The following is a 25,357-nucleotide window of genomic DNA, read 5'->3' as shown; positions in this document are numbered from 1 at the left end:
ATCAACCGCCGTAGGCCAACGCAATCCAGGTGCGCGCCAGCACCGCGCCGACACCCACCGCAATACCGAAGATCAGCAGGCCTTGCAGCAACCGGTTCGTGCGCTTCTGCTCGAGCAGAATCTGCCGGACCATGTCGTCGTTCGGGCCGCGCTGGGCTTCGTGGCGTTCGGCCAGCATGTGGTGGATCAGGCGCGGCAACTGCGGCAGCGTCTTGCTCCATTGCGGCGCTTCGATCTTCAGACGTTCATACCAGCCGCGTAGACCGATCTGTTCGTTCATCCAGCGCTCGAGATACGGCTTCGCGGTCTTCCACAAGTCGAGCTCGGGGTCGAGCGAGCGGCCGAGTCCTTCGACGTTGAGCATGGTCTTCTGCAGCAACACCAGTTGCGGCTGGATCTCGACGTTGAAGCGGCGCGACGTGGAGAAGAGCCGCATCAGCACCTGCCCCAGCGAGATGTCCTTCAACGCTCGGTCGAAGTAAGGCTCGCAGACTGCGCGGATCGCGCTTTCCAGTTCTTCGACGCGCGTAGTGGGCGGCACCCAGCCGGACTCCAGATGCAGCGTGGCAACCCGGTGATAGTCGCGCTTGAAGAACGCGAGGAAGTTCTGCGCGAGGTAGTTCTTGTCGAAGTCCGACAGCGCACCGATGATGCCGAAATCGAGCGCGATATAGCGCCCGAAATGCGCCGGGTCGAGACTGACCTGGATGTTGCCGGGGTGCATATCCGCGTGGAAGAAACCGTCGCGGAACACCTGCGTGAAGAAAATCTCGACGCCTTCGCGCGCGAGCTTCGGAATGTCGACACCCGCCGCACGCAGCGTCTCGACCTGGCTGATCGGCACACCGACCATGCGCTCCATCACGAGCACGGTGGGCGTGCAGAACTCCCAGTACATCTCGGGCACGAGCAGCAGATCGAGCCCCGCGAAGTTGCGCCGCAACTGGCTGCCGTTGGCCGCCTCGCGCATCAGGTCGAGTTCGTCGTGCAGGTACTTGTCGAACTCCGCGACGACTTCGCGCGGCTTGAGCCGCTTGCCGTCGGCCCACAGACGCTCGGCCCAGATCGCGATGTCACGCAGCAGCGCGAGGTCGGAATCGATCACGGGAAGCATGTTCGGACGCAGCACTTTCACCGCGACCGGCTTGCCCGCGTGCTGGCCCGCTTTCACCTTCGCGAAATGGACCTGCGCGATCGACGCGCTCGCCACCGGCGTCCGCTCGAATTCGTCGAACAGCACGTTGACCGGCGCGCCGAGCGATTTCTCAACCAGACCGATCGCCACATCGGAATCGAATGGCGGGACCTGGTCCTGCAGCTTGGCGAGTTCGTTGGCGACATCGACGGGCAGCAGGTCGCGCCGTGTCGACAGCACCTGCCCGAACTTCACGAAAATCGGCCCAAGACTTTCGAGCGCCAGACGCAGCCGCACACCGCGTGGCTCATCGAAATGCCGGCCGATTGTCGTGACCCGCAGCAGCAACCGCACGCGGCGGTCGTTGACGCGGCTCAGCATCATCTCGTCGAGACCGAAGCGGATGACCGTAAAAAATATCTTGAGGAAACGCAGAAAACGCATGGTGAGCCCGATGACTAGCGCGTGCCGCGCGACTTGGCGGCGCCGCCCGGCGCAGACGCGCCGTGAGCTTCGACCTTCTGTTCCAGACGCTCGACACGCTTCTCGGCTCTTGCCAGCGTATCGCGGGTGCGCGCGAGTTCGGCGTTGAAATCGTCGAGCGCCGCGCGCCGGACCAGTTGCGGCTGCTCATCGAGCAGATACTCCGCCACCGAATCGACGAGGTTGCGTCCCGTACGCAGCGCATGATCGCCAACCGAGCGCGCAAGCGTCGCCACGCGCCACGCCGGGCCATCGCCGATCAACCGGGCCAGATCTTCTTCCGGCTCCCAGCGCAGATGCTCGGCCAGCTTCGCGATCGCCGTAGCAAACTCCGCGTCGCCCTCGATCTTCACGTGCTTCATCACCGCGGCCTGACCGCCCTGGACGAAAGCAGGCAATGCATCGCTGGCTACCGTCACCGAGACGTCGAACTGTTGCGCTTCGCTCTCGTCGACGGCGACGAGATAGCCGTCCGGCTGCACCAGCAGGATCATCGAGACGGGCGGACAGGACAGCCGGGCAGTCTTGCCGGCGTAAGGAGCGAGGCGCTCGCGAGCCCACGATTCACGGGCGAGCAGATGGTTGACGGCAGCAGCGAAGGGCTTGGCGGCGAGGGTCATCGGCAGTGGAAAGAAAAACCCGCGCCGGCGATGTGCCAGCGCGGGTTCCTATTGTAACGTCCGTTCGCTTTCAGCCTTGCTATGCCGAACGGCCGGACGGGGCCCGCTTCAGCGGGCCTGCATCAATGCTCGGCGACTTGCTGGATACCCGCGAGCAGCCAGCCTTCGCCGGAACGCGTCGACTTCGACAGGTTCCACACTTCGACGAACGGTTCGGCGGCAGCACCCGGCGTCTCGCGAATCAGCCCCGAGAAACGCACGCTGGCGAAATATTCGTCGCTGCGCTCTTCGACGCCGAGCAGATCGGCGTTCAACTGGACCACATCGGTCTGGTTTGCCTGCGAGCCGCGCGAATCCAGGTCCACCTTCACTTCGGCGAACATTTCGGGCGTGGTGAATTCGCGGATGTCGGCCATGTTGCCGCTATCCCATGCGGCCTGCAGCCGCACGAAGTAGACCTTGGCATTGCGCAGGAACGTCTCGGAATCGAAATCCACCGGCACGGCCGCGGTCGTTGCAATGCTGGGGGCGGACTGCGTCCCGAACGAGCCGATCTGTTGCACCGGCGCGTTATAGCGCGGTTCCTGCGTATAGCCGGTACCGCCCGCATTCAACGACGGCGCGCCGCCTGCGTAGGCCGGCGTTGCGGTGTCGCGCTTGCGGTTCATGAAGCGGCGGATCAGCCAGATAGCGAGCATCGCGATGGCGGCGATTACGAGGAAATTCGCCATGGCGCCGGCGAATGCTTCGCCCAGACCGAAATGGGACAGCAACGCGGCAATCCCGAGACCTGCGGCGAGACCGGCGATCGGTCCGAGCCAGCGCGAACGGTTAGGCGCTGCGGCCGGTGTGGGTTGGGCACCGCGCTGTGCCTGGGCGGCTTGCCCCGACTGCTGCATCGGCTGGCCGGGCTGCGCGGGCGGTGTCGCCTGACGCTGCGTAACCGTCGACGACTGGCGGCCGATGCTACGGCTGCCGCCCATGCGACGTGCCTCGGCATCGAGCGAAGCAAACGTTCCAGCGACGATCAGACCGACCATCGCGAACGTGCCAATTCGCTTCGCCCAAGATGATGAAAGCTTTTTGGAAGGTAACGAACGCGCGTCAGACATGATAAAAATCCTTTTAAGACAATGGGATATGGGTGCTAATACTTTGTCCCCACGTGTAAGGCTACCACGCCAGCTGACAAATTGTAATATTTGACGCCATCGAGGCCAGCTTGTTCCATCATCGTCTTCAAAGTTTCCTGGTCCGGGTGCATCCGGATCGATTCCGCCAGATAGCGGTAGCTCTCGGCGTCCTTCGCGAAGCGCTCGCCGAGCCACGGCAGCACCTTGAACGAATAGACGTCGTAAGCCTTCTTGAGCGGGTCCCACACTTTCGAGAATTCCAGCACCAGCAGGCGGCCAGCCGGCTTCAGCACGCGCTGCATTTCCGCGAGCGCGCCGTCTTTATGCGTCATGTTGCGCAACCCGAACGCCACGGTGACCACGTCGAAGTAGTTGTCCGGGAACGGAATTTTTTCCGCGTCGCACAACAGCGCCGGTGTGATCACGCCCTTGTCGAGCAACCGGTCGCGGCCAACGCGCAGCATCGACTCATTGATATCGGTGAGCCAGACCTCGCCGGTCGGGCCGGCCTGTTTTGCGAACGCCTTCGACAGATCGCCCGTACCGCCGGCAATGTCGAGTACCCGGAAACCCGGCCGTACCGCCGCCTGCGAGATCGTGAAAGCCTTCCACGCCCGGTGCAGTCCGCCCGACATCAGGTCGTTCATCAGGTCGTAGTTGGAGGCAACGGAGTGGAACACGCCCGCCACCTTCTTCGCCTTGTCCTGTTCGTCGACTGTCTGGAAGCCGAAGTGGGTTTTGCTCATCGCGCTCGTTCCTTTCGCGTATTCTCGATTGTTGCGCCGCATCGTTGCGGCAGTCAGGCTGGATCGTATCAGTGACGGTGGCCGTGCGCTGCGGCCGGCGCGGCCATCGGTGCGTCGCGGTCGACACCGGCCGCTGCCAGTTTGGCGATGTATTCGGCCCAGAGTTCATCCTGACGAACTGCAAGGTCGTACAGCAGATCCCACGAATAAAGCCCCGTCGAATGCCCGTCGGAGAAAGTCGGTTGCAAAGCGTAGTTGCCGACGCCCTCGAGCGAGGTGATCGTGACGTCGCGCTTGCCCGTCTGCAGTGTTTCCTGGCCGGGACCGTGGCCGCGTACCTCGGCGGACGGAGAATACACGCGCAACAGTTCGAACGGGACCCGGTAGCTCGCGCCGTCCGCGTACTGCAATTCGAGCACGCGCGATACCGCATGCACGACGACGCCGGTTGGCACCGGCGTGTCGGGAGTCAATCCACTCATATTGGCCTCGTAAGAAAAACGCCGGGCCGCCCCGGGGTTTTCTCACTCCCTCGGGGGGCTGGCGCGAAGCGACAGGTTTGGGGAGCGCTCAATCCGCTCACGCTAGAGCAAGTTCGATTTCGCTGCGTACCGCGTCGCGCAGCAGTGTGGCCTGCGCGCGGCGCGACGCCAGCAGCGCCTCCGACACCGTGCGCTGGCGCGGCGCCCAGATCGGCAGCGGGAAGTGGGCGTCGTTGGAAAAGCGCGGAATGACATGCCAGTGCACGTGCGGTACCTGGTTGCCGAGGCTCGCGAGATTCACCTTGACCGGTTGCAGCACACGCCGCATCGCCCGTTCGACCGCATAGACCGCGCGCATCACACGGTCGCGCTCGGCGGCGGAAAGATCGGAAAACTCGGCGACGTGCGCACCCCAGATCACCCGGCAAAAGCCCGGATAGTCCTGCTCGTCGGCCAGGACGACACGCAGCGTGTCGTCCTTCCACAGCACATCGCCGCCATCTTCGCGGCAGAATATACAGTCCATGGTCGTCCTCGGACGGATACGTAATGCGTGCAATTAGACCAGCACGCGCTCGATTCCGCCATTGTTCGCCCGTTGCACGTAGTCCGCCATCCAGTTTTCGCCCAGCACGTGACGCGCAATTTCGACGACGATGTAATCGGCTTCGATGTTCGCGTCCTCGTTGTAGCGCGATAACCCTTGCAGGCAGGACGGGCAGCTCGTGAGGATTTTTACGTCGGGCTGGCCCTTGGCGCCGCTCGCACCGTTCGTACCATTCGCGCCGTTCTGCTGAACCGCATCCACCGTCTGCGGCACGGCACCCGCGCTGCCCACACCATTCGCGCCGTTTCCGCCAGCCGCCGACAGCACCGGAATATCCCGCAGTTTCGCCGCGCCCTTGCGGATTTCCTCTTCCTTGCGGAACCGCACCTGCGTCGAAACGTCCGGCCGCGTGACCGCGAGCGTGCCCGACTCACCACAGCAGCGATCGTTCTTCTCGATCGTGTAGCCGTCGTTGGCGGAGCCCATCAGCTCGTTCACAAGCTTGATCGGGTCCATCGTCTTGATCGGCGTGTGGCACGGGTCGTGATACATGTAGCGCGTACCCGACACGCCATCGAGCTTGATGCCCTTCTCGAGCAGGAACTCGTGAATATCGATGATCCGGCAGCCCGGGAAGATCTTCTCGAATTCGTAACCGGCGAGCTGGTCGTAGCACGTACCGCACGACACCACCACCGTCTTGATGTCGAGATAGTTCAGCGTATTCGCGACGCGATGAAACAGCACGCGGTTATCGGTGACGATCTTCTCGGCCTTGTCGAACTGGCCCGAACCACGCTGCGGATAACCGCAACACAGATAGCCTGGCGGCAGCACGGTCTGCACGCCCGCTTCCCAGAGCATCGCCTGGGTCGCGAGACCAACCTGCGAGAAGAGCCGCTCCGATCCGCAACCAGGGAAGTAGAACACCGCTTCGGAGTCAACGGTAGTCGTTCCTGGATTGCGGATGATCGGCACAACCTTGTTGTCTTCGATGTCGAGCAGCGCCCGCGCCGTCTTCTTCGGCAGGTTGCCCGGCATCTTCTTGTTCATGAAGTGGATCACCTGCTGCGTGACCGCCGGTTTGCCGACCGTCGCGGGCGGATGCGCGGTCTGCTTCTTCGCGAACTTCTTCAGCACGTCGTTGCCCAGGCGCTGCGCCTTGTAACCGATGCCCATCATCGCAGTGCGCGCGAGATTGATGGTCTGCGGATTCGTCGCGTTCAGGAAGAACATGCCGGCCGCATTGCCCGCGTTGAACTTCTTCTTGCCCATCTTGCGCAGCAGGTTGCGCATGTTCATCGTCACGTCGCCGAAGTCGATCTTCACCGGGCACGGCGTCACGCACTTGTGGCAGACGGTGCAGTGATCGGCGACATCGTTGAACTCGTCCCAGTGCTTGATCGACACGCCGCGGCGCGTCTGCTCTTCGTACAGGAACGCCTCGATCAGCAGCGAGGTCGCGAGAATCTTGTTGCGCGGGCTATACAGCAGGTTCGCGCGCGGCACGTGGGTCGCGCACACCGGCTTGCACTTGCCGCAGCGCAGGCAGTTCTTCACCGAATCGGCGATCGCGCCGATGTCGGACTGCTGCATGATCAGCGATTCATAGCCCATCAGCCCGAAGCTCGGCGTGTAGGCGTTGCGCAGATCCGCGCCGGCGAGCAGCTTGCCCGCGTTGAAGCGTCCGTGCGGATCGACGCGCTGCTTGTACGCGCGGAATTCGCTGATCTCTTCTTCGGTCAGGAACTCCAGCTTCGTAATACCGATGCCGTGCTCGCCGGAAATCACCCCATCCAGCGAACGCGCTAGCTTCATGATGCGTGCGACCGCCGTGTGGGCGTCCTGCAGCATCTCGTAGTTGTCGGAGTTGACCGGCAGGTTGGTGTGCACGTTGCCGTCGCCGGCATGCATGTGCAGCGCGACGAACACACGGCCGCGCAGCACCTGCTTGTGGATCGCCTGAGCTTCTTCGAGGATCGGCTTGAACTCGCCGCCGTTGAAGATCTGCCGCAGTTCCGCGCGGATCTCCTGCTTCCACGACACGCGCACCGTGCGGTCCTGGGTGATGTCAAACACCGTCACGCCCGGTTGCTCGTCGACGCGATCGGCGAATTTCTCCGCGAGCCCCGCATAGCCGAGTTGCACCATGTAGTGCTGCGCCTCGCGCAACGACATATCGAGCCGGTCGCGCAGAAACTCCCAACGCGCCCGCACGGCTTTGAGCAGATCGAGCGCCTGCTGCACACGGTCTTCAAGCAACTCTGCGCTCGGAATCTCGTTCGCGTCGTCGCTCTTGCCGAGCGGCAGCTTGCCCGACTTAAAGAACACCTCGAGCGCGTCGAGCAGTTGTAGCTTGTTCTTGATCGACAGTTCGATGTTGATCCGCTCGATACCGTCGGTGTATTCGCCCATCCGGTTCAGCGGGATCACGACGTCTTCGTTGATCTTGAACGCGTTGGTATGCTTCGCGATCGCGGCCGTGCGGCTGCGGTCGAGCCAGAAGCGCTTGCGCGCTTCCGCGTTCACCGCGACGAACCCTTCGCCGCTCTTGCCGTTGGCCATGCGCACGACTTCCGAGGTCGCTGCCGCCACCGCATCCGCATCGTCACCGACGATATCGCCGATCAGCACCATCTTCGGAAACGCATTGCGCTTCGACTTGGTCGCATAGCCGACCGCGCGCAGATAGCGCTCGTCGAGATGCTCGAGACCCGCGAGTATCGCGCCGCCCTGCTTCGAGGTTTCGAACAGGTAGTCCTTGATCTCGACGATGCTTGGAATCGCCTCGCGCGCCTGACCGAAGAATTCGAGGCAGACCGTGCGTATATTCGCGGGCATCTTGTGCAGCACCCAGCGCGCGGATGTGATGAGTCCGTCGCAGCCTTCTTTCTGCACGCCAGGCAAACCGGCGAGGAATTTATCGGTAACGTCCTTGCCAAGCCCTTCCTTGCGGAACCGGCGCCCTTCGATATCGAGCGCTTCGGTACGCAACAGCTTCTCGCCCGGCGCATATTCGCCGTCGAACCACTTCAGTTCGAAGCGCGCCACCGCGATGTCGTGAATCTTGCCGAGGTTGTGATCGAGCCGGGTGATTTCGAGCCAGTTGCCTTCGGGATCGACCATCCGCCACCACGCGAGATTGTCGAGCGCGGTGCCCCACAGCACGGCCTTCTTGCCGCCCGCATTCATCGCGACATTGCCGCCGATACACGATGCATCGAGCGATGTCGGATCGACCGCGAACACATAGCCCGCCTGTTCGGCGGCTTCGGTCACGCGACGCGTGACGACGCCCGCGCCGGAATAAATGGTCGGCACCTTGCGCGCAACGCCAGGCAGATCCGTCAGTTCGACGGCGCCGAGCTGTTCGAGCTTTTCGGTGTTGATCACGGCGGAGAACGGTGTGAGTGGCAGCGCGCCGCCCGTATAGCCGGTACCGCCGCCACGCGGAATCACGGTGAGTCCGAGTTCGAAGCAGGCCTTGATGAGACCGGCGATCTCTTCCTCTGTGTCCGGTGTCAGCACGACGAACGGGTACTCGACGCGCCAGTCGGTGGCATCGGTGACGTGCGAGACGCGCGACAGGCCATCGAACTTGATGTTGTCCTTCTGCGTCCGGCGGCCCAGCACTTTGGTCGCGCGACGGCGCAGTTCTGCCATCTTGTCGAATTCGCCGGCGAACGCATCGATCGCGCGGCGCGCGGCCACGACCAGCGTTTCCACTCGAGCGGCACGACCCACGCCGGCCTCGTCGCCATGCGCGGTCAGATCGGCACGCCGACGTTTTTCGATTTCGTTGAGACGGTGATTGAGTGCTTCGATCAGCAGCGCGCGGCGCTTCGGGTTGTCGAGCAGATCGTCCTGCAGATACGGATTGCGACGCACGACCCAGATGTCGCCGAGCACTTCGTACAGCATCCGTGCCGAGCGACCGGTGCGGCGTTCGGCGCGCAGTTCGGCGAGGGCATTCCACGCTTCATCGCCCAACAAACGGATGACGATTTCGCGATCGGAGAACGACGTGTAGTTGTAGGGGATTTCGCGCAAGCGCGGTTCCGGATCGGCGGCCACCGCGGCAGCGGCCCCGTTAGGATCGAAAACTTGAGGTGCGTTCATGTTCGGACGACTCGGTAGGTCAGCGGCGTACCTCTCGACGAGAGGCCCGCTGACGATGCGCGTGGGGCGCAATGCTTGAAAATCTTCTTCTCTGGAGTGCGAAGCCCTGCCAGCGGATGACGCACGCCGGCCGCTTCGCGGCGCTCAGATACCGCTACACGATCGTGCGTGCCGCACATGCCGCTGCGCCGCGGGACGGGACTCACGCGGTGCGGGCATTAAATGGGCGATCTGAGGCTGCCAGTGCATCTTCCGATCCTTGTTCTAAAACCGGATTCTACCGCATGATCGGCGCCCACGTCGGAGCCTGTATCGCGCTGCAGCAGGCATTCGCGGGCACCGCCGGAGCCCGCTGACCGGGCGATTCGGCGACCGGTCGGTCGGCTATGCGGTCGACGTATCGGCGAACCTGTGAATGGCCAGCACAGGGCAAACGCATTCGCCTAACCCAAGCGGCAAGCGCCGAGGTAAGGTCCTGAGCGCGAGCGGTTGGCGCTATCATTGGCCTTTTACGTCATTTACCGCCTTTTCAAGCGCATCGCGCGCCACTCGCATGGCTTCTCACGACTATTTAAAGAAAATCCTCACCGCGCGCGTCTACGACGTGGCCCGCGAAACCGAACTGGAACCTGCACGGAATCTGTCCGCACGGCTGCGCAATCCGATTTACCTGAAGCGCGAAGACAATCAGCCGGTGTTCTCGTTCAAGGTGCGCGGCGCGTACAACAAGATGGCGCATATTCCTGCCGATGCACTCGCGCGCGGCGTGATTACGGCGTCGGCGGGGAATCATGCTCAGGGCGTGGCGCTGTCGGCGGCGCGGATGGGCGTGAAGGCGATCATCGTCGTGCCGGTCACGACGCCGCAGGTGAAAGTCGATGCGGTGCGTGCGCACGGCGGCCCGACAGTCGAAGTCGTACAGGTGGGCGAGTCCTACAGCGACGCGTATGCGCATGCCGCGCAGTTGCAGGAGGAGCGCGGCCTCACGTTCGTCCATCCGTTCGACGACCCGTATGTGATCGCCGGCCAGGGCACCGTCGCGATGGAGATCCTGAGCCAGCATCAAGGCCCGATCCACGCGATCTTCGTGCCGATCGGCGGCGGCGGGCTCGCGTCCGGCGTGGCGGCGTACGTCAAGTCGATCCGGCCGGAGATCAAGGTGATCGGCGTCCAGACCGACGACTCCTGCGCGATGGCGCAATCGATCAAGGCCGGCGAACGCGTCACGCTCAACGAAGTCGGCCTGTTCTCCGACGGCACCGCCGTCAAGCTGGTCGGCGAAGAAACCTTCCGCCTGTGTCGCGAGTATCTCGACGACATCCTGATCGTCGATACCGACGCGCTTTGCGCAGCCATCAAGGATGTCTTCCAGGACACGCGCAGCCTGCTCGAACCGGCCGGCGCGCTGGCGGTCGCGGGCGCGAAGCAGTATGTCGAACGCGAAGGCATCGAGAACCAGACGCTGATCTCGATCACCTCCGGTGCGAACATGAACTTCGACCGGATGCGTTTCGTCGCCGAACGCGCCGAAGTCGGCGAGGCGCGCGAAGCGGTGTTCGCGGTGACGATCCCCGAAGAGCGCGGCAGCTTCAAACGCTTCTGCGAACTGGTCGGCACGCGCAGCGTCACCGAGTTCAATTACCGGATCGCGGATGCGAGTTCCGCGCAGATCTTCTGCGGCGTGCAGATCAGGAACCGCGAAGAATCGGCGGAAATTGCGAGGAATTTCGAAGCCCACGGCTTCGCTACCGTCGATCTAACCGGCGACGAACTGTCGAAGCAGCACATCCGCTATATGGTCGGCGGCCATTCGCCGCTCGCGCATGACGAACGCCTGTTCCGCTTCGAGTTTCCCGAGCGGCCGGGTGCGCTGATGCGTTTCCTGTCGTCGATGGCGCCGAACTGGAATATCAGCCTGTTCCATTACCGGAACCAGGGTGCGGACACCAGTTCGATCCTCGTCGGCATCCAGGTGCCGGCCACGGAAGACGCCGCGTTCAACCGCTTTCTCGCCACGCTCGGTTATCAGTATTGGGACGAAAGCGCGAATCCGGTGTACCGGTTGTTCCTCGCGTAACCCGGAGCCGCCGCGCAGATGCCGATTTCGCTCGAAGACAAACTGGTCGTCGCGATCTCGTCGCGTGCACTCTTCGATTTCGAGGAAGAGAACCACGTCTACGAGGAAGGCGACCTGCGCGCGTACGAAGCGTTACAGCGCGCGCGTCTGAACGTACCGGCCAAACCGGGCGTCGCGTTTCCGCTGATCCGCAAACTACTCGCGCTGAATACCGGCGAGCATCGCGTCGAAGTGGTGATCCTGTCGCGCAGCGATCCGATCAGCGGATTGCGCGCGTTCAGTTCGTGCCGCGCGCACGGCCTCACTGTCGAGCGCGGCGTTTTCACACGCGGGCGGCCGCCGTTCGCATATCTGAAGCCGCTCAACGCATCGCTGTTTCTGTCCGCGAATCAGGACGATGTGCGCGATGCGCTGGCCGCCGGTTTTCCGGCCGCGCGAGTGTTGCCGCAATCGGCGAAAGTGGCGGGCAAGTATCCCGACGAAATCCGCATTGCCTTCGACGGTGACGCCGTGCTCTTCTCCGACGAAGCCGAACGCGTGTTTCAGAAAGACGGCTTGCGCGCGTTCGTTGGTCACGAGATCGACAACAAGGATCTGCCGTTAGCGGACGGTCCTTTGAAACCACTGCTAGGCGCATTGCACCGCCTGCAAAAACTCGCCGACGAAGCCTCACCGATGCGCATCCGCACCGCGCTCGTCACCGCACGTTCGGCACCCGCACACGAACGTGCGATCCGTACCTTGATGGCCTGGAACATTGAAATCGACGAAGCGATGTTCCTGGGCGGCCTCGACAAAGGCGCATTCCTGCGCGAGTTCGAGCCGGATTTTTTCTTCGACGATCAGATCAGCCACTGCGAATCGGCCCGCGGCGTGACAGCGACCGGGCACGTCATGAGTGGCATCGTCAACGCACCAACACCATGAACACGACTCCCGAACACTCGCCGCTAGGCAAAGCCACCGCTTACTCCGAACAGTACGACGCCAGCCTGCTGTTCCCGATCGCGCGCAACCTCGCGCGCGAACAGATCGGCATTGGTGCGCAGTTGCCGTTCTTCGGCACCGACATCTGGAACGCGTACGAGCTATCGTGGCTCAATACGCGCGGCAAACCGCAGATCGCGATCGCGACTGTCTACGTCCCCGCCGATTCGGCGAACATCGTCGAGTCGAAGTCGTTCAAGCTGTATCTCGGCTCGTTTGCGCAAACCGTGTTCGATTCTGCCGACGCCGTGCGCGACACGATTCGACGCGATGTATCGGCGGCGTGCGGTGCGACCGTTTCGGTGCATTTCGCGTCGCCGTTCGAATTCGGCAAGCTGCAACTGGAGGAATTTGATGGACTGTCGCTCGATCGGCTCGATCTCGACACGGACGTTTATCATCCGGACCCATCGCTGCTGAAGTCCGCTTTGACAGAAGCACCGGTAGAAGAAACGCTGATATCCGACCTGTTGAAATCGAATTGCCCGGTGACCGGGCAACCGGATTGGGGCAGCGTGCAGATTCACTACGTCGGCCCGCAGATCGATCATGCCGGACTATTGCGCTACCTGATCTCGTATCGCAATCACACCGGTTTTCATGAGCAGTGCGTCGAGCGCATCTTTATCGACATCATGCGTGAGTGCCAGCCGCTGAAGCTCGCGGTCTACGCGCGTTACACGCGTCGCGGCGGTCTCGACATCAACCCGTTCCGCACGAACTTCAATCAGCCGATGCCCGACAATCTGCGCACCGCGCGGCAGTGAACTACTGCGCGGCGTGAACGTTCAATCGTCCGGCAGTTCGGCCGTGCCCATCCGGTGTGCGATCACACCGGCGCGCTGCCTGAGGTACGCCGAACCACGATGCTCGTCGAAGTATTTGGGTCGCGGCAGCATGACCGCAAGCCGCGCCGACTGCCAGCCATTCAGCTTCGCCGCCGACGTTCGGTAGTAGTAATGCGCGGCTGCTTCCGCGCCGTACACGCCGTTGCCCCACTCCACCGAATTCAGATAGATCTCGAAGATCCGCTCCTTGTCCATCAGCGTTTCGAGCATCCACGTGATGATCAACTCCTGCCCCTTGCGGATGTAGCTCTTTTCCCGCGACAGGAACAGGTTGCGCGCCAGTTGCTGCGTAATCGTCGAACCGCCACGGACAATCTTGCCGCGCGCCTTGTTCTTCTCCCACGCCTGCAGGATCGCGTCGGTCTCGTAGCCGTTGTTGTTGACGAAGTTCGCATCTTCGGACGCGATGATTGCGCGCTTCAGGTTGTGCGAAATCTGGTCGTACGGAACCCATGTGTGCTGGATCGACAGATCGGGGCGATCGTCGGACAGGCGCCACGCGTCGGAACGCATGAACGCGGTCGAGCCTGGATTCGCGTAGTTCCACACGGCGATCTGCGCGAAGTAGAACGCCTGCGTCGCGAACCACGCCACGGCGAATACCGCGATCACATAAGCGATCCACCGGAACGGACCGGGCCGGCGTACGGGCATGTCTGCGGTCATGGCGATCGGTTTCCTTCGTTCGATGGATGCGGCTGCGAAGCAGGTAGGGTTAGCTGCGATCCGGGGCCGCGAGCATCTCGCGTAACGCCCGCAGAACCGGCGCGCCATCCGGACGCACGCCGCGCCACACGTAGAACGATTCGGCGGCCTGCTCGACGAGCATGCCGAGCCCATCCGCTGCCCGCGCGCCGAGCGTCCGGGCGTGCTGCATGAACACGGTGGGTTGCGCGCCGTACATCATGTCGTACGCAAGTGTGTCGTTGCCGAACGCGCGTTCGTCGCACTCGGGCAAGGCCGCGTCGAGGCTGCCGGCTGTCGCGTTGACGATCACGTCGTAAGCGGCATGCTCTACCGCCGATGCACCGCCGCCTGTCAGATGGCAACCGCTGTCGTGGGCCGCCTGCGTGAACTGGGCGACCAGCGTTTGCGCTTTCTCGGCCGTTCGGTTGACGATGGTCAGCGTATGCGGACGTTGCTCGAGCATCGGCAGCACCACGCCGCGTGCGGCACCGCCTGCGCCGAGCAGCAGAATGCGCGCGCCCTTCAGCGCAGTGCCGAGATTCACTTCGATGTCGCGTACGAGGCCGAAGCCGTCGGTGTTGTCGCCATAAATACCGGCGGCGTCGAAGCGCAGTGTGTTGACCGCGCCGGCTGCAGCCGCGCGCGGCGACAGCGTATCGGCGAGCGCATGTGCGTCGAGTTTGAACGGCACAGTCACGTTGAGGCCGCGACCGCCCGCCTCGATGAACTCGCGTACTTGCTTCGCGAACGCATCGAGCGGGGCAAGCAGATGGCCGTACTCGATGGGCTCGCCCGTCTGCTCGGCAAACCGCGCGTGAATGAACGGCGACTTGCTGTGCGCCACCGGGTTACCGATCACCGCATAGCGCTCGCGTGCGGATGCGTGCGGCGCGGCCGTCGATGCGTTCATCGCCCGGGCTCCGCGGCGGAATGATCGGCGGAGGCGTTCTCGTCGGTTTCCTGCGGTGCGGCGTTGTCTTCGGCTTCTTCTGCACCATCTGCTTCAGCCTGGGCCTCAGCTTCGCTTTCCGCCGATTCATCGGCTGCATCGACAATATCCTTGCCGCTTTCTTCGTCTTCCTCGTCGGCCTCTTCCACTTCTTCCGCTTCCGTACCGCTTGCGACAGTCGGAGCATCGAGCACCTGCAACAGCCGCACCGATGCCTCAACCGTCAACTCGTCAAGCGACATCACGTCGAGCAGCAGACGCGTACCGCGCGCATGCACGCCGAGCCCAGGCACATGCAGCAGCAACGGGATTTCGTCGAGCCGCACGAGGTCGCCCTTCACGACCGATGCCTCCACGTGCTTGCGATTTTCCTGGTGCAGCCAGCGCAGGCACCAGAAGTACTCCATGCGGCGCTGGTAGTCGGCATACGCGGAATACGTGTCATCGAAGCCCTGGACGACGGCGTACAGATCGGCGTCCTTGGGCTTGAACGGAGCAGCAAGCTTCGCCATCACGCCGTGTTGCACGCACGCGATCAATTGCCACTGATTAACCAGGTCCACGTAACGGCGCAGCGGCGACGTACTCCATGCGTACTGCGACACGCCGAGCCCTTCGTGCGGTGCGGCGCTCGTCTGCATCCGCGTACGTTTCGGACCGGTTGGCGCGCCGAATGCGCGCTGCGTGCGATAGATACCCGGCACACCGTGATCGTGCAGGAGCGCACCCCACGTCGAATTCGCGTGGATCGCGAGTTCGGCGACGATCGTATCGAGCGGCGAACCGCGGCGGCGCGGCGTGATGGTGATGTGCTCGCCATCGACGTAGAAATTGAAGTCGGTATTACGCTGCACTTCGCGCCTGAGACCATAGCCCGCGCGCGCGACCTGGCGCTTTTCGAACAGCGCCTGCGCGAACGGCCAGAGCACCGCGATGTCGTCCTTGTGCGCGTATTCGCCCGTACCGGCTGCGAGCGCTTCTTCGGTCACGAGTTCGTCGAGCGTGTTGTGCCGCAGGTTGCTCTTCACGAACACGAGTTCGGCGCGCGTCTCGCTGGCGACGATCTCTTGCGTTTCGCGATTGACGATCACGTACAGCGACAGCGCCGGGCGCAGCCCGCCTTCGGCAAGCGTGAACACGTTGACGACGTCGTCGGGGAGCATCGTGATCTTGTCGCCGGGCATGTACACGGTGGAGAGCCGCGTACGCGCGATCGCATCGACAGCATCGCCGCGCTCGATGCCAAGTGCCGGTGCCGCGATGTGCACGCCGATCCGCACGCGACCGTCGCCGAGATGCTCGACGGAGAACGCATCGTCGATTTCGGTCGTCGTCACGTCATCGATCGAAAACGCCTGGACATTCGCTTCCGGCAGATCGTCGGGCAGCGCGCGCACTGTCACGGGCGCAAAGCCGGTGCCGTGCGGGAAGAACTCGGAGAGAAAACGCGCCTCGTGCAGCGCGCGCGGCGACGAGATGCCGCCGCATTCGAGCATCAGACGCGGCATCGAAATGCCGCGTGCAGCAGCGGCTGCTTCGAGCGCCTTGTATTCGATCGTATTCTTGTCGGGCTTTGTCAGGAGACCAAGCGCCTTGCCAGCGAATGCCTCGGGAAGACGTCCGGCCTTCAGCTCGTCTTCGTAGCCGGCCTGCACGAGCGCCTGTTGACGCTTGCGCTCGAGCGAGGCGAGCGCCATCTTCAGTTGCTCTTCGGGCGCCCGCTGATACTGGCCGCGGCCTTTGCGCCGGAAGTAAACCGGCGAACCGTGCATGCGCAGCACGAGCGCGGCGCGCTCCACCGGCCCAAACGACGTGCCGAAATATTCGGCGCCCAGCGTGGCAAACGGGAACTCATCTTCCGGCGCGCATTCCCACAGGAACTCGAGATCGATCCCCTGCGCGGTAGCGTCGGCACGCTCCATCAATTCGGCGGCAGCCGGCTTCTCGAATTCGATCAGCACGTCTTTCGAGCGCACCTTGGTACGCCGTCCGCCGGGCAACTCGACCTGAAACGCATCGCCCTGACGCGACAGCACACTGCCTGCCTTGAAACTACCCGATTCCTCGAAGAAAACGTTCACTCAGTACTCTCGTTCTGTCTTGCATCGGCCGCGACGCCCGTCATCGAGGGCGAGCGGCGGTTCATGTTGGTCGGTCGATCTGGCGTGGTTACAAAAACCACACGCTGTCGGCGTGCTTCATTCAGTCTGCTTCAGGCCGCCTGCTTTGGTGCGGGCGGCTGTGCGTTCATCTGGTCGCAAAAGGCGAGCACGTCATCGACGTACTGCGGAAACTCGCTGATCGCGTGGTCGCTGCCTTCGATCACCCGGGTCCGCGCGCCTGGATAATGCGCGAGCATTTCGCGGTAGTCGAGCACCTCGTCGCCGGTGGCGGCGATCAGATAATAGCGTTCGGGCCGCGTGATCGACGCGACACCGAGCGCACGCAATTCGTCGAGATGGCGCGCCTCGACGACGATGCTACCGCCGCCGTGCCACAACGGCTGCTCGCCGAGATACTGGCTCAGATCGCGCTGCGGCACGACCGCCGGATTCAGTAGTACCGCAGGCCAGCCGTGCTTTTCGGCCAGGTGCGTAGCGAAATAGCCGCCCAGCGAACTGCCGATCACCGTGACCGGTTGCGGCGGCGCGGCGACCACCAGCGATTCGGCCAGCGCGATCGTTTCGAACGGCGACACCGGCAGCATCGGGCAGCACCATTCGTCGCTGCGCCCGAGTTCGGCGAGCCGTTCGGCAAGCACGCGGGCCTTGAACGATCGCGGCGACGAACGGAAGCCGTGTAGATAGAGGATCACGCCGTGCCCCGCTCAGGTGTCGATGGGCGGGCGGACAGCGCGTCGAGCAGTTTCTGATGTACGCCGCCGAAGCCGCCGTTGCTCATCACGAGGACCTGGTCGCCGGGTTGGGCCGCGGCGGCGACGGACTTCACGAGCGAATCGAGATTGTCGAACGCCTGCGCCTTGCCGCCAAGCGGCGCGAGCGCTTCGGCAAGATTCCAGCCGAGTGCGTCGCGGCCGCTCGGTGCGCCGTAACCGAAGACGAGGTCGGCATCCGCCAGGCTGGCCGGCAATTGCGCCTTCATCACGCCGAGCTTCATCGTGTTCGAGCGCGGCTCCAGCACGGCAAGGATGCGCGTCCGGTCACGGCCGACGCGGGCGCGCAAGCCCGCGATCGTCGTCTCGATCGCCGTGGGGTGATGCGCGAAGTCGTCGTAGACAGTCACGCCGTCGATACTGCCGCGCACTTCCATCCGACGTTTCACATTTCGAAATGTTGCGAGCGATTGTGCCGTTTGCGCGGGCGGCACACCGACATGGCGCGCAGCAGCGATAGCAGCGAGCGCGTTCATGCGGTTGTGTTCGCCCTGTACCTGCCACTCGACGACACCTGCGCGCAACCCACCGTGATAGACGGCGAAACGTTCATCGACGGGCACGCCGTCGTCGGCGGGCAGTGCCTGCCAGCCGCCTTCTACGCCGAACCGCTCGACTTCGCTCCAGCAACCGCGCGTAAGTACGCGTTCAAGCGCGTCGGCGCGGCCGTTCGTGACGATCCGTCCAATACCAGGAATGGTCCGCACCAGGTGATGGAATTGCGTTTCGATCGATGCGAGATCCGGGAAGATGTCAGCATGATCGAATTCGAGGTTGTTCAGCACAGCAGTCCGCGGCCGGTAGTGCACGAACTTCGAGCGCTTGTCGAAGAACGCGGTGTCGTACTCATCGGCCTCGATCACGAAGAAGCTCGAATCGGTGAGCCGCGCCGAAACGCCGAAATTCAGCGGCACACCACCGATCAGGAACCCCGGATTCAGACCCGCATCTTCGAGCAGCCACGCCAGCATCGACGTCGTCGTGGTCTTGCCGTGCGTACCGGCCACCGCCAGCACCCACTTGCCATTCAGCACGTGTTCGCCGAGCCATTGCGGGCCGGACACATAAGGCAGGCCGCGATCGAGAATCGCCTCCATCAGCGGATTGCCGCGCGTGACGACATTGCCGATCACGAACAGGTCGGGCTTCAGATCGATCTGTTCGGCGCCGTAACCCTCTATCAGGCGAATGCCTTGGGCCTCGAGCTGGGTACTCATCGGCGGATAGACGCCGGCATCGCAGCCGGTCACGGTATGGCCCGCGCCGCGCGCCAGCACCGCGAGACCGCCCATGAACGTGCCGCAGATGCCGAGGATGTGGATGTGCATAAGCCTGTCGTGCCGCGCGGGCGTGTTTTTGCGTGGGAAGGAGGGGCGCAGGAAGGGCCTAACGTTCGCGTCAAGCTCGTGTAAAGCTCGCGCGCAGCCCGTCTGCAAAGGACGCTATTGTAACCGACGGCCTCGCGCGGCCCTATGCCCCGGACACGCCCGGCAGCCGGGCGTGCCCCAAAAGGAGCGACAACATTCTCTAGTATGATTGCCGGATGGTTCGCAAATCACATTTCGATCCGCAGCGGGTCCGCGAAGAGATCGCGATCGCCGCTGCCAGGATGATCGCCGAAGACGGTCTGGACTACTCGACTGCGAAGCGCAAGGCTGCGCGGCAGATCATCGGGGAAACGCGCGTTGCCGGCGAATGGCTGCCGGATAACGACCAGATCGAAGAGGAAATCCGCGAGTATCAATCGCTGTTTCAGGGCGAGAGCCAGCCGGCCGTGCTGCGGCGGTTGCGCGAAATCGCCCTCGACTGGATGCAGCGACTCGCGCCGTTCAATCCCTATCTGACCGGCGCGGTGCTGAGCGGCACGGCGGGCGAGCACTCGGACATTCATTTGCAGGCGTTTTGCGACAACCCGAAGGAAGTCGCGATCTATCTGCTCAACGCGAACATACAGTACGACGTGTCGGAAACACGGCATTTCGCCGGCCGCGGCGACGTCGAAACCTTGAGCTTTCTGTGGCGCCCGACGAACGAAGAGCGCGACGCCGAGCCGGTCGGCATCCATGTCGCGCTTTACGATGCCGACGACCTGCGCGGCGCGGTGCGCGCCGATGCGCGCGGCCGTCAGGCACGTGCGACTGCACAGACGGTACAGGCTCTGCTCGACGAAACCGGCGCTCCTCCCACCACTAACTAGACAGATACCGATGAACACCAGACGCATTTTCGCGTTCCTCGCCGTGGCGGCCATCGCCGTCGGCGGTGGCGTAACGGCCGGGCAGTGGCTGCGCGGCGGAGCGGGCATCGAATCGGCCGACGCCGCGTCGCCCTCCCAGGCAAACGCAGTCGCGCAGTTGTGGGCTGCGCCGGTCACCAGCGTCGACGGCAAGGCGCAATCGCTGAGCCTCTATAAAGGCCACCCGGTCGTCATCAATTTCTGGGCTTCCTGGTGCGGTCCGTGTGTCGAAGAAATGCCGACGCTCGCGCAACTTCACCACCAGTACGCGAAAAAAGGCATCCAGTTCGTCGGACTTGGCGTCGATTCCGATAAGAACGTGCAGGCTTTCCTGCAAAAGGTGCGAGTCGACTATCCGGTCTACGTGATCGGCTTCGGTGGCGCCGACCTGGCACGGGCGTTCGGCAACATGGCGGGCGGCCTGCCTTTCACCGTGGTGATCGACGCAAAAGGCAATATCCGCTCGACAAAATTGGGGCAAATTCAGCCTAAAGAGTTGGAACAAACGCTCGACGCGCTCTAGATCTCATAATTTTTTATCGTCCAGTTATAGTCGGAACGCACTCGATTGGCCGCAAATCGCCCGAAATTGCCGGGAGATGAGCCCCTCGATGCACAGCGCAAGCAGGGCCGGATCGTCATGTCACGCAGGGAAACTAGACAAATTTCTCTAATCAGCGCTAAAGTGCGCCCAATTCCACGGAAAACGAAGCGACCATGACGCGACTGCTGGTACTGCACGGCCCTAACCTCAATCTTCTCGGTACCCGGGAACCCGAGGTCTATGGCCGTGTGACGCTCCCGCAGATCGATCAGGCGCTGGCCGACCGTGCAGCCGATGCCGGCGTCGAATTCACGTCGTTCCAGAGCAACCACGAAGGTGCGCTGGTCGACCGGATCCAGTCTGCCAGGCTCGAAAAGACCGATTTCATTCTGATCAATCCCGCTGCCTACACGCATACCAGCGTGGCAATTCGGGACGCACTGGCGGGGGTCGGCATTCCGTTCGTCGAGATTCATCTGTCGAACGTGCATCGCCGCGAACCGTTCCGGCATCACTCGTATCTCTCGGATCAGGCTGAAGGCGTGATTTGTGGCCTCGGCTGGAAGGGATATCTGTACGCACTCGAATTCGCGCTCGACCGGCTTGCCGCCGGTACGCAGCACGGCTGATTCCAGACCACTCTATTCAGGATCGGCGGACGACGCCGCCGGTCCTCCACGCATTGAAAAGGGGATGCCCGATGGATTTACGTAAACTGAAGACTCTGATCGACCTCGTTTCCGAGTCCGGCATTTCGGAACTCGAAGTGACAGAAGGCGAAGGCAAGGTCCGCATCGTCAAGAATGCGGCACCGGTTTACCTCCAGCAGCCGTCCGCCTACGCACCGCAATACGCCGCCGCACCGCCCCCGGCACCGGGCGCAGTCGGCGACGCCGCTGCCGGCGCGGCACCGGCTACGCCGGCAGCCGCCGCACCGCAGGGTCATGTCGTGACCTCGCCGATGGTGGGCACGTTCTACCGCTCGCCGTCGCCGGGCTCCGATCCGTTCGTCCAGGTCGGCGACACGGTGAAGGAAGGCCAGACGCTGTGCATCATCGAAGCGATGAAGCTGCTGAACGAAATCGAATCCGACGCGTCGGGCGTCATCAAGGAAATTCTCGTCGAGAACGGGCAGGCGGTCGAATACGGCCAGCCGCTCTACGTGGTCGGCTGACGCGGCGCGCGTTACAGCCGCCGTCCGCGCGCCCGATGCTGTCCGGTGCGCGTCCGATCCTCTAAGGCTCTTGCGCGTGCCGCTCTTTCGCAAGATTCGCGCAGCGCCCATTGATGAGTCGAAAACCCGCTATGTTTGAAAAAATCCTCATTGCCAACCGCGGCGAAATCGCGCTCCGTATCCAGCGCGCGTGCCGTGAGCTCGGCGTCAAGACGGTCGTCGTCTATTCGGAAGCCGACAAGGAAGCCAAGTACGTGAAGCTCGCGGACGAGGCGGTCTGTATCGGCCCGGCTCCGTCGAACCTCAGCTATCTGAACATGCCGGCGCTGATCAGCGCGGCCGAAGTCACCGACGCCGAAGCGATCCACCCAGGCTACGGCTTCCTGTCGGAGAACGCCGATTTCGCGGAACGCGTCGAGCAATCGGGCTTCGTGTTCATCGGCCCGCGGCCCGAGACGATCCGCCTGATGGGCGACAAGGTCTCCGCCAAGCAGACCATGATCAAGACCGGCGTGCCGTGCGTGCCGGGTTCTGAAGGCGCGTTGCCGGAAGATCCGAAGGAGATCGTGAAGATTGCGCGCACGGTCGGCTACCCGGTGATCATCAAGGCAGCGGGTGGCGGCGGCGGTCGTGGCATGCGCGTGGTGCACACGGAAGCGGCGCTCGTCAACGCGGTCATCATGACGCGCGAAGAAGCGGGCCGCGCGTTCGGCAATCCGCAGGTCTACATGGAGAAGTTCCTCGAGAACCCGCGGCACGTCGAAATCCAGATCCTCTCCGATTCGTTCAAGAACGCGGTATGGCTCGGCGAGCGCGACTGCTCGATGCAGCGTCGCCACCAGAAGGTGATCGAAGAAGCGCCGGCGCCGGGCATCGCGCGGCGTCTGATCGAGCGTATCGGCGATCGGTGTGCGGACGCGTGCAAGAAGATGGGCTATCTCGGCGCGGGCACGTTCGAGTTTCTGTACGAGAACGGCGAGTTCTACTTCATCGAAATGAACACGCGCGTGCAGGTCGAGCATCCGGTGACCGAACTGATCACCGGCGTCGACATCGTGCAGGAACAGATCCGCATCGCGGCCGGCGAGAAGCTCTCGTTCCGCCAGCGCGATATCCAGTTCCGCGGCCATGCGATCGAATGCCGGATCAACGCCGAAGATCCGTTCAAGTTCACGCCGTCGCCGGGACGTTTGACGTCGTGGCATATGCCGGGCGGCCCCGGCATCCGCGTCGATTCGCACGCGTACAACGGCTATTTCGTGCCGCCTAACTACGATTCGATGATCGGCAAGCTGATCGCCTACGGCGCGACACGCGACCAGGCAATCAGGCGGATGCGTATCGCGTTGTCGGAAATGGTCGTCGAAGGCATCCAGACGAACATCCCGCTACATCGCGAGCTGATGCTCGACGCGAAGTTCGTCGAAGGCGGCACGAGCATCCATTACCTCGAAAACCGTCTCGCCGCGAAGCAGCAGGCAGCACCGGAAGAAGCGTGAGCATGAGCTACCGGGAACTGATCGTCGAGATGGAGCGGGAACGCGCCGAGGCGCTGTCCGACGCGCTGCTCGAACTGGGCGCGCTGTCGGTATCGGTGGAAGACGCCGACGCCGATACACCCGACGAACAGCCGCTCTTCGGCGAACCCGGTCTCACACCCGAGCGCAGTGCGTGGCAGCACTCGCGCGTGATCGCGCTGATGGCGCCCGAAGCCGAGCCGGCTGTCCTGCTGGCCGCTGCCGTCAATACGCTTGAGCTCGCCACGACACCGCCGTTCACCGTGCGCGAGGTCGAAGAGCAGGACTGGGTACGCCTCACTCAGTCGCAGTTCGATCCGATCGCGATCGGCGAGCGCATCTGGGTCGTACCGTCGTGGCACGACGCGCCCGATCCGGACGCGCTCATTCTTGAGCTCGATCCGGGTCTCGCGTTCGGTACCGGCAGCCATCCCACTACGCGGCTCTGCATGGAATGGCTCGAGCAGGCCGTCAAGCCCGGGCAATCGGTGCTCGACTACGGCTGCGGCTCCGGCATCCTCGCGATACTCGCGAAAAAATGCGGCGCGAACCCGGTGTTCGGCATCGATATCGATCCACAGGCCGTCGAATCCGCCCAGCACAACAGCGCGCGCAATCATGCCGACGTGACCTATGGCTTGCCCGACAGCTGCCCGCCAGGCGAGTTCGACATCGTCGTTGCGAACATCCTGTCGAACCCGTTGAAGCTGATGGCGTCGATGTTGTCGTCGAAAGTCAGGCCCGCGGGGCGCATTGCATTGTCCGGCGTTCTCGCGCGACAGGCCGACGAAGTCGCCCGCGCCTATCAGCCGTGGATCGACATCGAAGTCTGGCGCGAACACGAGGGCTGGGTATGCCTTGCAGGAACGCGCCGCGAAAGCCATTAGAATAGGACGTATTGTTCACCTACCGGCCTTCTCAGGCTCCCCGGCTCGATATGCTCCTGGCAACGCGCTGTCCATTTTGCGAAACCGTCTTCCGGCTCCAGCCGGCACAGCTCGCGCTGCGTCGCGGTCTCGTTCGTTGCGGACACTGCCAGCAGGTATTCGACGCGACGAGCGGCCTGTATCAGCACGCTGAAGGCAGCGACTTTTCCACTGCTGTGCCGGTTGCTGCGGAAACTGCCGCGGCGCTGACGTCGGGCACCGGTATGCCGCAGGATGCGACGGCGCCCGCGCCGATCGTTCTGTCCGCACCTGAAACGGACGCAGCCGGCACCCCGAACTTCCGCGCCGAAGCATGGAACCCCTGGGCGCCGGCGCCCGATGCAGCAGTCGACGAAAACCTGCTGCACGACGCGTCCACGGTGCAGTTCAATCCGGCGGTCGTCGTGCCGGGTGCCATTCCGTATGTACCGCAACCGCCAGCCGTCGAAAGCAGCCGGCTGCCGGACGTAGTGCCCTCTACCGCTCCCTTCGAAGGCAACCCGCAACCCGCTGCGGAACACGCAACGCTCAACCCCGAGCCGGTCGTCGTCCACGACACCAACGCCTGGCACGGCGCAGAACCCGAGCTCACCGAAGCATCGTCGTCGGCTTTACTCGCGCAGCCTGCGCTCGACGGCGAACCGCATTTCGGTCCGGCCTCCAGCGAGCCCTTCGCCACGGCGTTGCCGCAAGACAGCGGCGACCACTTCGCGGTTGTCCGCGAAACCCGGGCGGCCGCGCCGCGCCGGCTCGGCTGGCGGATTCTCGGTAGCCTCCTGGCGCTCGCCCTGCTCGTGCTGCTGCTCGCCCAGCTCGCGTGGTGGCAACGCGAAACGGTGATGGTCTACTGGCCGGAGTCGCAGGCGCTGTACAGGCAGGCCTGTGCGCAACTCGGCTGCACGGTGGCGGCGCCGCGCGACATCGACGGTTTGCAGGTCGAACCTTCCGATCTGCGCCAGGTGGACGGTCCGCACCGCCTCGAACTGAAGATGCCGCTGCACAATCGCTTCAACGTCGCGCTCGCTTATCCGGCCATCGAACTCACGCTGCTCGACGCGCAAAACAACGTGGCCGTACGGCGTATCCTGTGGCCTCAAGATTATGTGAAGCCGGGCACGCCGATCGCCGCCGGTCTGCCGCCGCGCACGACGCAAACGATGATCGTGCATCTCGACACCGGCAATGCAGTTGCAACGAATTTCCGCGTCCAGATCTTTTACCCGTGACGCATCTTTCGCAGCCTCGCGCGCCTGG

General features: G+C 63.3%; 22 protein-coding genes. 10 read left to right on the top strand and 12 right to left on the bottom strand.

All coding sequences use genetic code 11. The features are described 5' to 3' along the window. Position 1: 1 nt before the first annotated feature. The 7 genes from ubiB to M0D65_RS29375 form a co-directional block, all read right to left on the bottom strand. On the bottom strand, positions 2 to 1,579 hold the full coding sequence (gene ubiB / locus M0D65_RS29405; RefSeq protein WP_266255660.1) for a ubiquinone biosynthesis regulatory protein kinase UbiB: 1,578 nt from the start codon (positions 1,577 to 1,579) through the stop codon (positions 2 to 4). A gap of 14 nt (positions 1,580 to 1,593) precedes the next feature. After that, positions 1,594 to 2,238 carry an SCP2 domain-containing protein gene (locus M0D65_RS29400; protein ID WP_266255659.1) on the bottom strand — a complete coding sequence of 215 codons (645 nt, stop codon included), beginning with the start codon at positions 2,236 to 2,238 and terminating at the stop codon, positions 1,594 to 1,596. A gap of 122 nt (positions 2,239 to 2,360) precedes the next feature. After that, on the bottom strand, positions 2,361 to 3,350 hold the full coding sequence (locus M0D65_RS29395) for a Tim44 domain-containing protein (RefSeq protein ID WP_266255658.1): 990 nt from the start codon (positions 3,348 to 3,350) through the stop codon (positions 2,361 to 2,363). Between the two features lie 35 nt (positions 3,351 to 3,385). Beyond that, entirely contained in the window at positions 3,386 to 4,117 is a 732-nt protein-coding gene (gene ubiE / locus M0D65_RS29390; RefSeq protein ID WP_091011017.1) for a bifunctional demethylmenaquinone methyltransferase/2-methoxy-6-polyprenyl-1,4-benzoquinol methylase UbiE, read from the bottom strand. A gap of 68 nt (positions 4,118 to 4,185) precedes the next feature. Next, complete coding sequence (locus M0D65_RS29385; RefSeq protein WP_091011016.1) at positions 4,186 to 4,599, bottom strand: gamma-butyrobetaine hydroxylase-like domain-containing protein; 414 nt, start codon at positions 4,597 to 4,599, stop codon at positions 4,186 to 4,188. Positions 4,600 to 4,696: 97 nt separating this feature from the next. Continuing rightward, complete coding sequence (locus M0D65_RS29380; RefSeq protein ID WP_091011015.1) at positions 4,697 to 5,125, bottom strand: HIT family protein; 429 nt, start codon at positions 5,123 to 5,125, stop codon at positions 4,697 to 4,699. Positions 5,126 to 5,158: 33 nt separating this feature from the next. Beyond that, complete coding sequence (locus tag M0D65_RS29375) at positions 5,159 to 9,265, bottom strand: DUF3683 domain-containing protein (protein ID WP_266255657.1); 4,107 nt, start codon at positions 9,263 to 9,265, stop codon at positions 5,159 to 5,161. 475 nt (positions 9,266 to 9,740) lie between these two features. On the opposite strand from M0D65_RS29375, the gene ilvA reads away from it, so the two are divergent. From ilvA to queF, 3 genes are read left to right on the top strand one after another with little or no spacing between them, the layout of a single operon-like run. Continuing rightward, a complete protein-coding gene (gene ilvA, locus M0D65_RS29370) occupies positions 9,741 to 11,342 on the top strand; it encodes a threonine ammonia-lyase, biosynthetic (RefSeq protein WP_266255735.1) in 1,602 nt (533 codons plus the stop codon). Between the two features lie 18 nt (positions 11,343 to 11,360). Beyond that, positions 11,361 to 12,269: a 5'-nucleotidase gene (locus M0D65_RS29365; protein WP_266255656.1), complete on the top strand. Its 909-nt coding sequence runs from the start codon at positions 11,361 to 11,363 to the stop codon at positions 12,267 to 12,269. Next, positions 12,266 to 13,096 carry an NADPH-dependent 7-cyano-7-deazaguanine reductase QueF gene (gene queF, locus M0D65_RS29360; protein ID WP_266255655.1) on the top strand — a complete coding sequence of 277 codons (831 nt, stop codon included), beginning with the start codon at positions 12,266 to 12,268 and terminating at the stop codon, positions 13,094 to 13,096. Before M0D65_RS29365 ends, queF begins: the two co-directional genes overlap by 4 nt. A 21-nt stretch (positions 13,097 to 13,117) precedes the next feature. On the opposite strand, the gene mtgA is transcribed toward queF, so the two are convergent. The 5 genes from mtgA to mpl all read right to left on the bottom strand — a co-directional run bounded on the left by mtgA (position 13,118) and on the right by mpl (position 19,034). Next, positions 13,118 to 13,843, bottom strand: coding sequence for a monofunctional biosynthetic peptidoglycan transglycosylase (gene mtgA / locus M0D65_RS29355; RefSeq protein WP_091011010.1), 726 nt, complete (start codon positions 13,841 to 13,843; stop codon positions 13,118 to 13,120). Between the two features lie 49 nt (positions 13,844 to 13,892). Further along, a complete protein-coding gene (gene aroE, locus M0D65_RS29350) occupies positions 13,893 to 14,774 on the bottom strand; it encodes a shikimate dehydrogenase (RefSeq protein WP_266255654.1) in 882 nt (293 codons plus the stop codon). Continuing rightward, positions 14,771 to 16,894: a ribonuclease catalytic domain-containing protein gene (locus M0D65_RS29345; protein ID WP_266255653.1), complete on the bottom strand. Its 2,124-nt coding sequence runs from the start codon at positions 16,892 to 16,894 to the stop codon at positions 14,771 to 14,773. The genes aroE and M0D65_RS29345 overlap by 4 nt, the downstream gene beginning before the upstream one ends. Before the next feature lie 131 nt (positions 16,895 to 17,025). Continuing rightward, positions 17,026 to 17,628, bottom strand: a complete 603-nt coding sequence (locus tag M0D65_RS29340; RefSeq protein ID WP_266255652.1) for a YqiA/YcfP family alpha/beta fold hydrolase — start codon at positions 17,626 to 17,628, stop codon at positions 17,026 to 17,028. Continuing rightward, positions 17,625 to 19,034 carry a UDP-N-acetylmuramate:L-alanyl-gamma-D-glutamyl-meso-diaminopimelate ligase gene (gene mpl / locus M0D65_RS29335; protein ID WP_266255651.1) on the bottom strand — a complete coding sequence of 470 codons (1,410 nt, stop codon included), beginning with the start codon at positions 19,032 to 19,034 and terminating at the stop codon, positions 17,625 to 17,627. Before mpl ends, M0D65_RS29340 begins: the two co-directional genes overlap by 4 nt. A gap of 215 nt (positions 19,035 to 19,249) precedes the next feature. Here mpl and M0D65_RS29330 point away from each other — a divergent pair, with 215 nt between their 5' ends. The 7 genes from M0D65_RS29330 (at position 19,250) to M0D65_RS29300 (ending at position 25,329) form a co-directional block, all read left to right on the top strand. Beyond that, a complete protein-coding gene (locus M0D65_RS29330; protein WP_266255649.1) occupies positions 19,250 to 19,903 on the top strand; it encodes a UDP-N-acetylmuramate--alanine ligase in 654 nt (217 codons plus the stop codon). 10 nt (positions 19,904 to 19,913) lie between these two features. Continuing rightward, positions 19,914 to 20,465, top strand: coding sequence for a TlpA disulfide reductase family protein (locus M0D65_RS29325; RefSeq protein ID WP_266255648.1), 552 nt, complete (start codon positions 19,914 to 19,916; stop codon positions 20,463 to 20,465). Positions 20,466 to 20,659: 194 nt separating this feature from the next. Then, positions 20,660 to 21,115: a type II 3-dehydroquinate dehydratase gene (gene aroQ, locus M0D65_RS29320; RefSeq protein ID WP_091011003.1), complete on the top strand. Its 456-nt coding sequence runs from the start codon at positions 20,660 to 20,662 to the stop codon at positions 21,113 to 21,115. Between the two features lie 71 nt (positions 21,116 to 21,186). Further along, complete coding sequence (gene accB, locus M0D65_RS29315; RefSeq protein WP_091011002.1) at positions 21,187 to 21,660, top strand: acetyl-CoA carboxylase biotin carboxyl carrier protein; 474 nt, start codon at positions 21,187 to 21,189, stop codon at positions 21,658 to 21,660. Positions 21,661 to 21,791: 131 nt separating this feature from the next. Further along, on the top strand, positions 21,792 to 23,159 hold the full coding sequence (gene accC / locus M0D65_RS29310; RefSeq protein ID WP_091011001.1) for an acetyl-CoA carboxylase biotin carboxylase subunit: 1,368 nt from the start codon (positions 21,792 to 21,794) through the stop codon (positions 23,157 to 23,159). Between the two features lie 2 nt (positions 23,160 to 23,161). Beyond that, positions 23,162 to 24,064 (top strand): 50S ribosomal protein L11 methyltransferase, encoded by a 903-nt coding sequence (gene prmA / locus M0D65_RS29305; protein WP_266255646.1) that lies wholly within the window; start codon positions 23,162 to 23,164, stop codon positions 24,062 to 24,064. A gap of 50 nt (positions 24,065 to 24,114) precedes the next feature. After that, positions 24,115 to 25,329: a zinc-ribbon and DUF3426 domain-containing protein gene (locus tag M0D65_RS29300; RefSeq protein WP_266255644.1), complete on the top strand. Its 1,215-nt coding sequence runs from the start codon at positions 24,115 to 24,117 to the stop codon at positions 25,327 to 25,329. The last annotated feature ends 28 nt before the right edge of the window (positions 25,330 to 25,357 follow it).

The organism is Paraburkholderia sp. CHISQ3 (assembly GCF_030464945.1).
In the GTDB taxonomy this organism is placed as follows: Bacteria; Pseudomonadota; Gammaproteobacteria; order Burkholderiales; family Burkholderiaceae; genus Paraburkholderia; species Paraburkholderia megapolitana.
Note: the sequence above shows the minus strand (reverse complement) of the source record. Positions and strands in the feature narration are given on the sequence as shown.

Bases quoted from the DNA above. Each gene is read 5' to 3' on its own strand.
- ubiB (WP_266255660.1), bottom strand. From the start codon at position 1,579: ATGCGTTTTCTGCGTTTCCTCAAGATATTTTTTACGGTCATCCGCTTC.
- M0D65_RS29400 (WP_266255659.1), bottom strand. From the start codon at position 2,238: ATGACCCTCGCCGCCAAGCCCTTCGCTGCTGCCGTCAACCATCTGCTC.
- M0D65_RS29395 (WP_266255658.1), bottom strand. From the start codon at position 3,350: ATGTCTGACGCGCGTTCGTTACCTTCCAAAAAGCTTTCATCATCTTGG.
- ubiE (WP_091011017.1), bottom strand. From the start codon at position 4,117: ATGAGCAAAACCCACTTCGGCTTCCAGACAGTCGACGAACAGGACAAG.
- M0D65_RS29385 (WP_091011016.1), bottom strand. From the start codon at position 4,599: ATGAGTGGATTGACTCCCGACACGCCGGTGCCAACCGGCGTCGTCGTG.
- M0D65_RS29380 (WP_091011015.1), bottom strand. From the start codon at position 5,125: ATGGACTGTATATTCTGCCGCGAAGATGGCGGCGATGTGCTGTGGAAG.
- M0D65_RS29375 (WP_266255657.1), bottom strand. From the start codon at position 9,265: ATGAACGCACCTCAAGTTTTCGATCCTAACGGGGCCGCTGCCGCGGTG.
- M0D65_RS29365 (WP_266255656.1), top strand. From the start codon at position 11,361: ATGCCGATTTCGCTCGAAGACAAACTGGTCGTCGCGATCTCGTCGCGT.
- queF (WP_266255655.1), top strand. From the start codon at position 12,266: ATGAACACGACTCCCGAACACTCGCCGCTAGGCAAAGCCACCGCTTAC.
- mtgA (WP_091011010.1), bottom strand. From the start codon at position 13,843: ATGACCGCAGACATGCCCGTACGCCGGCCCGGTCCGTTCCGGTGGATC.
- aroE (WP_266255654.1), bottom strand. From the start codon at position 14,774: ATGAACGCATCGACGGCCGCGCCGCACGCATCCGCACGCGAGCGCTAT.
- mpl (WP_266255651.1), bottom strand. From the start codon at position 19,034: ATGCACATCCACATCCTCGGCATCTGCGGCACGTTCATGGGCGGTCTC.
- M0D65_RS29330 (WP_266255649.1), top strand. From the start codon at position 19,250: ATGGTTCGCAAATCACATTTCGATCCGCAGCGGGTCCGCGAAGAGATC.
- M0D65_RS29325 (WP_266255648.1), top strand. From the start codon at position 19,914: ATGAACACCAGACGCATTTTCGCGTTCCTCGCCGTGGCGGCCATCGCC.
- aroQ (WP_091011003.1), top strand. From the start codon at position 20,660: ATGACGCGACTGCTGGTACTGCACGGCCCTAACCTCAATCTTCTCGGT.
- accB (WP_091011002.1), top strand. From the start codon at position 21,187: ATGGATTTACGTAAACTGAAGACTCTGATCGACCTCGTTTCCGAGTCC.
- accC (WP_091011001.1), top strand. From the start codon at position 21,792: ATGTTTGAAAAAATCCTCATTGCCAACCGCGGCGAAATCGCGCTCCGT.
- prmA (WP_266255646.1), top strand. From the start codon at position 23,162: ATGAGCTACCGGGAACTGATCGTCGAGATGGAGCGGGAACGCGCCGAG.
- M0D65_RS29300 (WP_266255644.1), top strand. From the start codon at position 24,115: ATGCTCCTGGCAACGCGCTGTCCATTTTGCGAAACCGTCTTCCGGCTC.